Consider the following 10,509-nt stretch of genomic DNA (forward strand, 5'->3'; position numbering starts at 1 on the left):
TTTCAAGGCAATAAAAAAACACCTCACATTTCTGCAAAGTGCTTAATAATTTATTTTTCCTCTTTAATACCATACTTTTTCATAAGGTCTCTTTTTCTGTTTGCGAAATCCCTATGCAATATAACAAACTCATTATTCATGCCCGGCTTATCTAAACCATGAGAAGGGACTTTCTCATACTTCTCAAACAGTTTCTCCGCTTTTTCTTCAACCTCGTCAACCAATTTATTTATTTCTTTAACATAATCACTGTTATTATCCATCCTCTATAGCTCCTCAAAAATAACGCCCTCTAACACCTTAGGTAACTGCCTCATGGTGTCAAGCTGATTATACTCACTCACCGTATGACTAACTCTACACCTATTCATCACTTGGTTATAGGCCTCTTTATATGCAAGATACATATCTTGAACAGTTATAGGCTTTCCTACATATCTTACCCTAAATCTACCTAAATTAGTAGCCACTTCTAAATATTCTAAATTGTACTCTATTAAATACTCAACATCATCAATGCTAAAGCTGTCTGCAGGCAGACCAAGATAATCGGGATGGTTGTGTATTACCTTTGCTCCATAAAGTTCCTTTCCTGCTCTAGTGATATCGACAGTGCTATTTCCACCTTCTAGCCAAAAAGAGCGGTTAGACTTAGACACTACAATAGCATATTCCTTTTTTGCATTCGCAACCACATTATCTGTGAATTGCTTGAACATTGCTTGAACAGCCTTATCATCATTAAAGTCTATTGGCATGGTCTCAACAATAGTGGTCTTATCTTCATCTGCACTTGTAACTTTACCACTACTCAACCCTTTATAGCTTCCTTTTACTGGCTGTGTGACGATCTTATCCAAGTCAATTACAGGGATAGCAACACAACGGCACCTTATCGGCATGCCTGGGTTACCCTCAGGCGGTGGATTATCCCAGTCAAATATCTTGCCTTCTAATTCCTTATGTGCAGGTCTTACCCTGCTGTCCTTACTGGTACTCCATTTATACTGGGTTATTCCTGCGTGTCGCTGTCTGTACTCGGTCAACTGTCCGTTTAGCTTCCCTACTTGGTCACGGGCTATGAGGATAGCTCTGTTTTTCTCAAAGCCTGTTATATCCTCTATCTCCTTAACCAAATCCCTTGTCAGTTCTCTGCGGTTAACAGTTCCAGTTATTTTGCCAGTCAGCATCAGCTTGATTTTCTGCATGGTCTGTTCATCCACATTTTTCAGATAATCAAGGTTCTCTGCTACCCACATTTCCCTTAGGGTATCATCAGCCGTTGCATCCTGTTTCATAATCCTGTCAAAAGGAATCTCCCGCAATGGTACCCCAAGAACACTCTTTGTGATGGCCTCCAGTTCCAACCTGTTATAGCGGTCAACCTTAATTGCCATACTGTTGATTACTGGCAACATCTGACTCGGATTTTTCATTGCCATGTGGATGCGGTCTAACAGAATATCCAACTGAGTCAGTGCAGGACTCTCAGCATCCATGTTTAAACCGTAAATTAAAAGCAGTTCTTCCATTTGCGGAATGAACTGCTCTACGATTTTCATATTCTCTTTAACGAATTTGACCAGGTACTTGCTGTACTCCCGCTCCAAGGCTGCCGGATATTTCCAAGTCCGTTTCGGTATTACCTTCATCGTTACCTACCTGCCCATCCAAGCTGTCATCTATCTCATACCCACCATTTTCCTTCAAGGTGTTACGGACTTCCGAAGCATCCAAGGCTTGCATTTGTACCAGTGTGTTCATAGCATTTGCTTCACTGGCCCTTGCTTCTGCCTTTAGCTTCTCGGTCTCTGCAACTTCCTTCTCCGAAGCGTTCCACAGTGGCTTAAACTCAATAGTGTATTCAGCAGGAAGATTCAGCCCATAATCAGAACATGAGGAAATGACCTCTAATAATCGTGTAAGTTTTGGCTTTAACTTTCTCTGCTGAATACGACTTACCATATTGTAGTAACTCTCAAAGTCTGCTTCTCCTGTTGCGTTCTGCCCAGCAGGTGAGCGACCAAAGAGAATTGTTACCGGAATATCCGTTACCGTTGACAGGGCCTGCTCAAACTCTTGGATGATTTCCTTAACACCACTTAGGGTGATGTTCTTTTGGTCATAATCATCTGTACCATCAATGGCTATTGTGTTCATTAAATGCCGCCCCATGTCGATAAGATGCAACCTTTTCTGCACCATTTCCTCTCCACCATCAGCGGATAAGGTGTTAGTCAGTCCTTCCAGTTTTAAGATACCTTGTGACATCCTTGACAATGCCATAAGCCCTAAAGACAGACTGCTGTCAAATCTCATAAGGTCATTGGCTATCCTGTCAAAAACCTTACCACCCCATCCATTACGGCCTTTACGGATGCGGTTGCTTACCACTCCACCCTCAAACTTTATAATGCGTGACTCGTGTACCAAGAATGAGCCACCATTATAGCCAGTTATCGTGTACCACTGAGGTTCACCATATCTTGGGTCCCGTGGGTCTGTGTAGTAGTAAGTATCCACCACGGAAATGTCCTGCGGGTCATACACCAATAACTGCTCAATCTTTTTTATTCCTTTTAGGTTCAAAGGGTCTTCGAGCGTGAACCCATCATCAGCCAACATGAGGATTACACACCCACCATACAGTCTGTCCCAACTTAGTGCTTCTGAGAATACCGACTTGGCTTTCAAATCCTCCAAGATAGACTGCACATCATCATTCTGATCTATTACCTCTTGTCCATCCTTTAGCTCAAAGCCCTCTTTTACAGCCTCGTTGGCAGGAGCTTCAATAACCTTCGCCGCTATTCCATTGTATGTGAACAGTGTGTCACACTCTGCCCATGACATAGGCCGACTGTTCTTAAATACATATGATGCAAACGGGTCAAACCGTCTACTGCCGTGGCCTAGAACGGCATTTAGATAACCATCCTGCCTTATCATCATTTCACCTCTTACCTTGCTAACTCGGTCCAGTCAGTTGCGGTGGAAACCTGCTTAAAAGCATCTGAGCTTGCATCCACCATATCATCATGCACCGCATCAGGGAATCCTTCTAACTCCTGCAGGTATTCTTTATTCCATTCACCTGCTAACAGCATGACATTCTTCCCTTGCCACTGTGATGAGAACGGAACCGCTCTTACCACCTTGTCACCTGTTACTGGCCCCGACTTCACATTGTACCCGGCAAGTGCTCTTATATAAGCAGCCGCTTGGTCTTTACCTGCCTGTCCTGGGTCCTGCGGAATTGTTATAGCGTGCATGCCATACTCAGCCTTATCCATCATGGCTGTCTGCTGTATTGTCCTCTTTACATCAGCGGCGTTTTCTGCCCTTCTGATTACATCCAATACAATGAACGAGCCATTTTTCAGCCTTGCCATAAGCACACCTGCTGTCCTGTCGGGGTTCTTGTTATCCAGTGTAATTTCCGTTGCTGCCAAGTCCCAAGACCTGCAAATGCTCACTATCTTGTCAGGAATACTGTGAACAATACGGATGTTCTCTCGTTTGAAATACAGACCTGCTGACGGTCTGATTTTCCAGTTACCTCTCAGCAGTCTTTCCTTTTCTACCACATTTAGACCATTCAAATTTGCCAAATAGCTTGGGTCTGCATCCAGTAGAATCTTGTTATCATACACACTTGAAGCAATAAAGGTTACCGACTTACATAACATCGGGTCAGCCGCATACTTCTCTGCCAGTTCCTCTAGGGAGTCACCCCAAAGAATCTCACCATCAAGCCTGTAAAAATATCTGATTACTCCCGACCTTTCGGGAATAGGATAACCTGTTTCTTGGTCAATCCACCATGAAATAAACTCTGCTACCCATGAATCCGCATCAGGGTTCGTGGTTGCTCTGATGTACGGCTTTACCCCACAGGTACTACGATTACGGGACAACATATAAAAAAACTGGCTCTCCGTGAAGTGAGTCAGCTCATCAAATGCTATTAACGGTATCTGAGCACCCTGCCATCCATACACATCCCTTTCCATCTGTAGGTGGTTGAATGACACCTTGGCTCCCGAACTAAACACTGCTTGTGGATGCGGACTAACCTTCGGGGTTGCTCCTACAGACACATACATATCTACGGCAGTATCCCAAAGACCACCTTCATTGGTTATCTGATTAGACTGCCTACGGAATATCACCGCACCGAATCCTTGGTTGTCTACATGCCTTAAACATTCCAATAACAGGCTGTAAGTCTTACCACCACCTGCGGCTCCTCCATATATCACTATGTCAGCAGGACTGCTCAAAAACTTCTCCTGAGGTCCGCTCTGTGGTTTTAGTATCATTCTTCATTTCTCCCATTATCCGGCAGATAAATATGTACATTTGACTCCGAATCTTTCTCATCATCCAGCCTGTTTCTCTCTCTGTACTTATCGGGCATCCTGTTCTTTAACCAAAAGATAGTCGCCGTTGCACTCGGGGCCTGTTGTTTTTTAGTCCTCTCAATCCTTATTACCTTTCCAGTGTTCGGGTCTAGTATGGACTTCGTTTCTTCGACATACACATTTCCTGTCGCTTGATTAAACAAGCTGTTTTCAACCTCTAAGTCAGGTATAGCCTTGGCCTCTTTTATGGCCTCTGCGAATGAAGGAAAGCGCCTTTGCCATTCATAATAAGTCTGAACTGCTATTCCCATATTGTGGCATATCTGTATGTCTGTTAAACCCAGTTTTGCCCACTTGCATATGTTCTCCAGTCCTTTTCCTTCTATCCATTCGTGGTACTGTCCTTTACGAGCCATTTGACTCACCACTCAGATATCTTTCCGCCATAACCTTCAAGAAGTCTGTCTTCTGCTTGCCATCTATCTCACCTTTATCACACATTCTGTCTACGGCCTTCTTTAACAGAACTGCTGTTTCTGCAGGTATGTAATCCTTACCCAGTACACTTGATACTGGCACACTGCCCTTGTGTTTAAGCTCTCCTTCTTCATCAGCATAGCCATTGTATAAATCTTCTTCATGGCTTCTGAAAATATCAAGAATCATCATAAGGGATGTCGCACTGTTCTTTATGTCATAGGCAGCCTGTGTTTTTGACTGGGCATCCAATAACCGCTTGAAGTCCTCCAGTCTGTTTATATACACAGTGTCCTGTATTCCACCATGCTCTATGGCGTGTTCAAATGCCTTGTCAAGTTTATCCAACTCATTAGGCAAGAACATAAAGGTTAGCGTCCTATAGTCCAGCTTTACCTCTGCCAGTGCCGATATCGCCGCCTTTTCCATTTCCTCCAGTGTCTTATCATCAAGACCTGCGTAATATTTCAGACCAACATCATCTATCTCATCCCACAGCTCTTTGAGAATAGTCATATCATCCTTACCATCAATGGCATTATGACTAATCTCTATGGCGATCTGTTCCTGCTTTGACAGCTCCTTGTCAGTATAAAGCACTAATACCTCTGTGATACCTGCCTCAATGGCAGCCTGGCACCTGTGGTTGCCTGACAGCACCCTGTACTTATCACCATGCTTCCAACAAAGAGGAACGGATGATAACTGCCCATCCTTCTTGATATTGTCCACAAGATTTCTGAACATTTCATTTGTCATATACCTTGCATTCTTATCAAGAAACTCCAAATCCTTAGTGTCAATCACATCCAGCTTGTATGGAAAATCCTTTAATTTGTCATTTACCACTTCAAGCTGTGATTTTTCCTCCACCATTCATAGCCCTCCTTCAATGTCCATCTTCCTGCCTTTGCAACATAATTTATCGCACCATCCTTCTTCGAGTACACCTCAAACATCCCACGGTACTTCATGCTGACATTTTTCTTTGTGAATACTGTTGTCCCTATGGTATTTACCTTCATGGCCAGTGCCTGCTCCAGTGTGTCCCTCATTTCCGTTGACAATGCTGCTACCAACACTAACTTCGCCAATCTCTTGTGTATGGATGGCCTAATACAAAAATCACTCATCATATAGGCATCTACCCAGCCTCCCAAATAACTGCTCCTGCTCATGGCAATGGCACCAATAAGCTCATCACCAACAAGCACTCCATAACTGGCTGTTGCTGTTGCCGGAATAATACTTTTTGCCAGGTACTCACTCCGCAGTGTGTTCAGCTGAGCCTGTGTGATTTTCACAAATCTCAAATCACCTTTAAGTTCACCAGTTGCTCTTTTTATGTTTACCTTTTCTGTCTTCTGATGTGGCATTGTGATTCTGCACTTGCTCTCACAATTGCTGTAAACATATACAGGCTTGCTTCTTGCACTGGTCTGAACAACACCCCTAAGGAATGGCCTTAAGTCCTCAACATCGTAGTCCCTAAGAGTAACCCAGTATTTCTTGCCCATGATTAACTCATTGAACTCAGTAAACCGCTCATCATCAAAAACCACATACTCAGGAACATCCCAGTCAAATACCTCATTGATTTTCGCATACAGCTTCTCATACCCACCCTTGTAAGTTGGTGGAAAGCTAATTGCCACACACTCCTCAGGTGCTTCACGCATATAATCAATAACATCCTGTGGATGGAACCCTGCTATATAGACATCTTCCAAGGCCCGCTTAACAACCTCAACGGTTTCCTTCTGCATCCTGTCAAACTGATCTCGGTACGCTTCGGCAATTCTCTTGTAGTATGGCAACTCCCTGTCAACATACTTAAAATACTCACTGCACATAAGCAGTGTCGCAATTACATCCTCTCCCGTTGTCAGATAATCATTTAGCCAAGCAAACCGCTCATCAGCTACCTCAATTCTTGTAGGCTTGCCCACAAGATAATTACCTACCGCACACGAATACAAAGACACATCATTGCTGTGGATGTTGGTCAGTCCTTTTTTTGCCAAAATTCGCTCTACTGTGAAGTTTCCACTGCACCCCACATATACTGGGATGTCTTTCCATTGAGAACACATCTCACTCACAATGGCTCTCATATCCTGATTTATCGACCCTATAAACACCTAAAACACTTCCAATCTCATACGCTCTCTGTACGCTCTCATATTTTTTATCCGCTTCTATCCTCAGTCGTTCTAAGTATTGATTTTATTGGGTTTTCGTTGTCCCCTAAAATCAAAGGTATAAATATATTGGGTTCAAAATAAAACCTCTTATACGGCTTTTACGCAGGTCTTATTTTGTCCATCTACTGCATACAAAAAGGGCTATGGCTTCAGCCATAACCCTTAATTATTTTTTGGAGCGAACCCATGGAGTGACCCACAATCTCCTGACTGGACACCAGGTGTTTTACTTTAAACTAGATTCGCATTTAAAACAACGGCAACTCTACCCAGTTACTCTCTTTGGGCTGTGCCTTCTTGAATTTTGATTCGTCCTTCAGCTCTCCGATAAGCTCTCCTGTTCTGAGTTTCCACCACTCAGCAAACATGGTTCTGTGACACCAGTCAGCGGGACCCTTTCTTATATCCTCATAACACAGGAGAACAACATCCCTGCCATACTGGGTGAAACAGTCCAGTCTGTTTTGGATTAGGTCTACCCCATATCGGTCCAACCTGTTGAAATATCTCTGCTTAAATTCTTCGATATCTCCTATATCCTTCAAACCAAATGGCATGAGTTCTTTTATCTCTCCTGCCAGTATATAGCCAAGAGGCCACTTTGGGGTTCCTATTGAGATTCTTACTGGAGTATAAAGTCCCTTCCTAAGTTCGGGGTTTGCATACCTGCTGACATATATCATTCTAATCCTCCCGAAAAAGCATAACGCCTTTCTTTTATTATAGTATTTTGCCACTTATTTGTAAAGTGATTAATTAATTTCCTTTGCCATTCCGTGGCTTACTATGTGTTGCATTTTTATGTGTTGGTAGGGGCTCCCCCTCATCATAGGGCGCCCCTTCACCAACAGCTCCACGCTATAATGTGGAGGATTGACACTAATAGTATACCACGGATTTCCAAAAAAGGTGTTCAATTTTTAGTCAATTTTTGTTCAAAATTTGTTCAAAATTTAGTCACGACTAGTTGATAAAATGAATCTTCCTTGCAGCTATCTCACCGAAAAGCATAACCGCAATAGCCCTTGTGCCAGTTACTACCCTTCTCCTAATTGTGCTGTAGCTGATATTCATGTCCTGCGAAATTCTCTCATACTTCTTCTTCTCGATATAGTACAAGATAATGGCTTCCTTTTCCTCATCAGGCAGGTTATCAATACACCGCTCAATTTTATCAATTTTAAGCTGTAGCTTTCTCACATCATGCGCCTTTTTTTATACTGACTCAGCTTCTTTTCACGACTTGCCGCCTTTATCTCAGTTTCATTCATGTCACTGTGACCGCCCGGCATTGCATCATACGGAGCTATCTTTACTGACACATCCTTAAGACTCTCCTCCATGTCCCTAATGTCATCAACCATGTTGTTCACAGCTACCTTGTAGTACGGAATATTCCGCAAGTAGTCCTTTGTCAGATTCATATAATCATTACATACTACCATAAACCTTCTCCTTTACCAATTTTCATCATGCCATTAACCTCTTGAAAGTTGCATATACTTCCTCTAACTGGCTGTCCCTTATCTCACTGAATTTTGTTGCGTTATACTTGCTTTTCATGATAATAGATACCTGCTCACCCTTACCGCTTGCCATGAGTTGTCGACCTAAAGTAAGCACCTCATCCCTTGTAACCTTTGGTGTGACATTTTCCTGCTGTACAGGTTCGGATACCTTATCCTTCGGAGTTTCTTCCTTCTGTTCTTTGACCTCATCCTTCTTAGTAACCTCAACCTTGTCTACTGCCTTTTCGGGAGCAACGCCCTTTGCCATATTTCCATTATCTGCTGATTTAGTTTCGTCAGGCCTTCCATTATCTGTTGATTTAGTTTCGTCAGGCTTTCCTGTGTTTGTTGCCTTGACTTCAGCCACTGTTCCTTGGATGGGCTTTTTGTCATCTGTCTTCACTGGCTCTACTGGCTTCTCAGCTTTCTTTTCCTCAACCTTTGCAGGTTCAACAGACTTCACTTCCTTTTTCTCCTCCACCTTTACTGGAGTTTCCTTCTTGGCTTCTTCTTTCTTAGGCTCAACCTTCTTGGCAGGTTCTTCAACCTTCTTTGGCTCCTCTGCCTTCTTAGGTGCAGGCTGTGGCTTCTTTTCCTCCTGCTTTGGTGCTTCCTTCTTAGGGGTTTCCACCTTCACAGGTTCTTCCGCAGTTTTCTCCATTCTTGTGGATGCAATGCTCCGCATAACACTCAACAAAGTCTGCATATCCTTCTCGTTTGCATTTGCAATATCCATTGACTCAAAAATAATCTTCATGTCTAAACATCCTTTCTATTATTAAAAACGCTTAAATTATGCTCCCTTTTGCTCTAATACTAAATCCACTTTTATCAATGTCGGATCTATATCACAGGTACATATTTCCAGTTTCGCCTTCTCGCACCATTCAACGATAGAAGCATTAACCACTCTGTCCTGTTTAACTGGCTTATTAAACTTCAACTTCGCCTGTACCAGTCTGTTCTTCTTTACCTCCAAACATGCAACCAGTTTTCCCTTGTCATCCGTCATATAAGCTATCTGACACTCACCGCCTAACACCCTATCTGCGTATGTTTTCACGCAATTGTGGAAAGCATTACTGCCAGTTACAAGCTCCTTACTGTGATGTGGCAGGTAAAACTTCACGCTATCAAGCTGCATTGTCAGTCTTCTCACAATATGCTGTGGCACTTTAAGCTCAAAACCTCTTTCTCGCATTAAGGCTCTCTGCTCAACCAACCAGTTATGCAAGTCTTTCAGCTTTACCTTCTTGGATTCTTCCTGCACCTCTTTGGGAACCATCAAATACATGGACTCAATATCTCTTAGCTCTGCGAGGTTATCAGTCCCAATGTACTTAAGGAACCTTCGTATTTCGGCTCCGCTCCTGCCTTCTGTGGTTACTTGTATCCGTCTTATCAGTTCTGCCGCTGATACTGAATAGAAACTCCACTGTGGCAACACCCTTGTCACAACCTTATCAACATACCTGTATATAGCCAGGATGTGGTTAGGGTCACTAACAATTTTGCCAATTTCACCCAACATGGCTACTGAGAACATATCCCTCTGTACTATTCGCCTTACTGATTTGATGTTAGGCAGCCCATACGACTCCATCAAATACTGCAGATAGTCCTTTGCTTTTCGTGTTCCATCAAGATTTGCAAAGTAAGCGTCAAAATATAGTATGCCTCAACAACAAATAAAAAGCAGCCCGTAGGCTGCGTCATAGTATAGTGTTATGAATCTTCAGTTGGCAGGTTCACATTCCACGGGAGATACTTTTCCAAAACTGAATCGTCCTTTAAGGATTCTTCCTGGGACATGTTTGTAAAGATGTATTCCAGATATTCTTTGGTATCAACTTTGTTGGCTATGCATGTCTCTATTAAACTGTATGCTGCGGCACTGGCCTCGGCACCAGTCGGAGAGCCGGAAAATACCCAGTTTTTTCGACCGATGGTGAATGG

12 protein-coding genes and 1 pseudogene are annotated in these 10,509 nt (G+C 43.0%); all 13 read right to left on the reverse strand.

Going from position 1 to position 10,509, the window contains the following annotated elements:
• Positions 1 to 50: 50 nt before the first annotated feature.
• Positions 51 to 263 carry a hypothetical protein gene (locus B6K08_RS05755; protein WP_080325654.1) on the reverse strand — a complete coding sequence of 71 codons (213 nt, stop codon included), beginning with the start codon at positions 261 to 263 and terminating at the stop codon, positions 51 to 53.
• Between the two features lie 3 nt (positions 264 to 266).
• A complete protein-coding gene (locus B6K08_RS05760; RefSeq protein ID WP_080325655.1) occupies positions 267 to 1,652 on the reverse strand; it encodes a minor capsid protein in 1,386 nt (461 codons plus the stop codon).
• Positions 1,570 to 2,952, reverse strand: a complete 1,383-nt coding sequence (locus B6K08_RS05765; protein ID WP_080325656.1) for a phage portal protein — start codon at positions 2,950 to 2,952, stop codon at positions 1,570 to 1,572. The genes B6K08_RS05760 and B6K08_RS05765 overlap by 83 nt, the downstream gene beginning before the upstream one ends.
• 8 nt (positions 2,953 to 2,960) lie before the next feature.
• A complete protein-coding gene (terL, locus tag B6K08_RS05770; RefSeq protein ID WP_080325657.1) occupies positions 2,961 to 4,322 on the reverse strand; it encodes a phage terminase large subunit in 1,362 nt (453 codons plus the stop codon).
• Entirely contained in the window at positions 4,319 to 4,780 is a 462-nt protein-coding gene (locus B6K08_RS05775) for a hypothetical protein (protein WP_080325658.1), read from the reverse strand. Before B6K08_RS05775 ends, terL begins: the two co-directional genes overlap by 4 nt.
• Positions 4,770 to 5,717, reverse strand: coding sequence for a ParB/RepB/Spo0J family partition protein (locus B6K08_RS05780; protein ID WP_080325659.1), 948 nt, complete (start codon positions 5,715 to 5,717; stop codon positions 4,770 to 4,772). The genes B6K08_RS05775 and B6K08_RS05780 overlap by 11 nt, the downstream gene beginning before the upstream one ends.
• Positions 5,684 to 6,982, reverse strand: a complete 1,299-nt coding sequence (locus tag B6K08_RS05785) for a putative antirestriction adenine methyltransferase (RefSeq protein WP_080325660.1) — start codon at positions 6,980 to 6,982, stop codon at positions 5,684 to 5,686. The genes B6K08_RS05780 and B6K08_RS05785 overlap by 34 nt, the downstream gene beginning before the upstream one ends.
• A 311-nt stretch (positions 6,983 to 7,293) precedes the next feature.
• Positions 7,294 to 7,782: a hypothetical protein gene (locus tag B6K08_RS05790; protein ID WP_159446714.1), complete on the reverse strand. Its 489-nt coding sequence runs from the start codon at positions 7,780 to 7,782 to the stop codon at positions 7,294 to 7,296.
• A 226-nt stretch (positions 7,783 to 8,008) separates the two neighbouring features.
• Positions 8,009 to 8,245, reverse strand: coding sequence for an RNA polymerase sigma factor (locus B6K08_RS05795; protein ID WP_080325662.1), 237 nt, complete (start codon positions 8,243 to 8,245; stop codon positions 8,009 to 8,011).
• A complete protein-coding gene (locus B6K08_RS05800; protein ID WP_080325663.1) occupies positions 8,242 to 8,490 on the reverse strand; it encodes a hypothetical protein in 249 nt (82 codons plus the stop codon). Before B6K08_RS05800 ends, B6K08_RS05795 begins: the two co-directional genes overlap by 4 nt.
• A 25-nt stretch (positions 8,491 to 8,515) precedes the next feature.
• Positions 8,516 to 9,310, reverse strand: coding sequence for a hypothetical protein (locus tag B6K08_RS05805; RefSeq protein WP_080325664.1), 795 nt, complete (start codon positions 9,308 to 9,310; stop codon positions 8,516 to 8,518).
• A gap of 36 nt (positions 9,311 to 9,346) precedes the next feature.
• Positions 9,347 to 10,156: a PcfJ domain-containing protein gene (locus tag B6K08_RS05810; RefSeq protein ID WP_080325665.1), complete on the reverse strand. Its 810-nt coding sequence runs from the start codon at positions 10,154 to 10,156 to the stop codon at positions 9,347 to 9,349.
• Positions 10,157 to 10,278: 122 nt separating this feature from the next.
• Positions 10,279 to 10,509, reverse strand: a pseudogene (locus B6K08_RS14260) (transposase domain-containing protein); the annotation flags it as partial.

Origin of the sequence: Anaerovibrio lipolyticus DSM 3074, assembly GCF_900141865.1 — a bacterium.
GTDB lineage: Bacteria > Bacillota > Negativicutes > Selenomonadales > Selenomonadaceae > Anaerovibrio > Anaerovibrio lipolyticus.

Coding starts and splice junctions, on each gene's coding strand:
- B6K08_RS05755 (WP_080325654.1), bottom strand. CDS start 263: ATGGATAATAACAGTGATTATGTTAAAGAAATAAATAAATTGGTTGAC.
- B6K08_RS05760 (WP_080325655.1), bottom strand. CDS start 1,652: ATGAAGGTAATACCGAAACGGACTTGGAAATATCCGGCAGCCTTGGAG.
- B6K08_RS05765 (WP_080325656.1), bottom strand. CDS start 2,952: ATGATGATAAGGCAGGATGGTTATCTAAATGCCGTTCTAGGCCACGGC.
- terL (WP_080325657.1), bottom strand. CDS start 4,322: ATGATACTAAAACCACAGAGCGGACCTCAGGAGAAGTTTTTGAGCAGT.
- B6K08_RS05775 (WP_080325658.1), bottom strand. CDS start 4,780: ATGGCTCGTAAAGGACAGTACCACGAATGGATAGAAGGAAAAGGACTG.
- B6K08_RS05780 (WP_080325659.1), bottom strand. CDS start 5,717: ATGGTGGAGGAAAAATCACAGCTTGAAGTGGTAAATGACAAATTAAAG.
- B6K08_RS05800 (WP_080325663.1), bottom strand. CDS start 8,490: ATGGTAGTATGTAATGATTATATGAATCTGACAAAGGACTACTTGCGG.
- B6K08_RS05805 (WP_080325664.1), bottom strand. CDS start 9,310: ATGAAGATTATTTTTGAGTCAATGGATATTGCAAATGCAAACGAGAAG.
- B6K08_RS05810 (WP_080325665.1), bottom strand. CDS start 10,156: ATGGAGTCGTATGGGCTGCCTAACATCAAATCAGTAAGGCGAATAGTA.